General features: G+C 43.5%; 1 pseudogene. It reads right to left on the bottom strand.

What is annotated here, in order from left to right:
• A pseudogene (locus tag ACFINS_RS11155) lies at window positions 1-239 on the bottom strand (sensor histidine kinase); the annotation flags it as partial.

Genomic DNA, 239 nt, shown 5'->3' with positions numbered 1-239 from the left:
TTGTCACTGCGATTTAATTGGAGCCCTAGCAAAGAAGAGACCGTACCAAGAGAGTTGCCAATACGATGGCTCACATCTTGCAACAACATTTCAACACGTTGTCGTTCTTTCTCGGCGTGATTGCGTGCTCTTTCCAATTCTTGTGTGCGTTCTTTTACCCGAGCTTCAAGGGCTATATTTTCACTATGAAGCAGCAATTGATACGCTTTTAAAGTGCGTACATCACGGTGAAAACGATT

This window comes from Bartonella sp. AA2SXKL (assembly GCF_042197205.1).
Lineage (GTDB): Bacteria > Pseudomonadota > Alphaproteobacteria > Rhizobiales > Rhizobiaceae > Bartonella.
The sequence above is the reverse complement of the archived record's forward strand: the minus strand, read 5'-3'. Positions and strand labels throughout refer to the sequence as shown.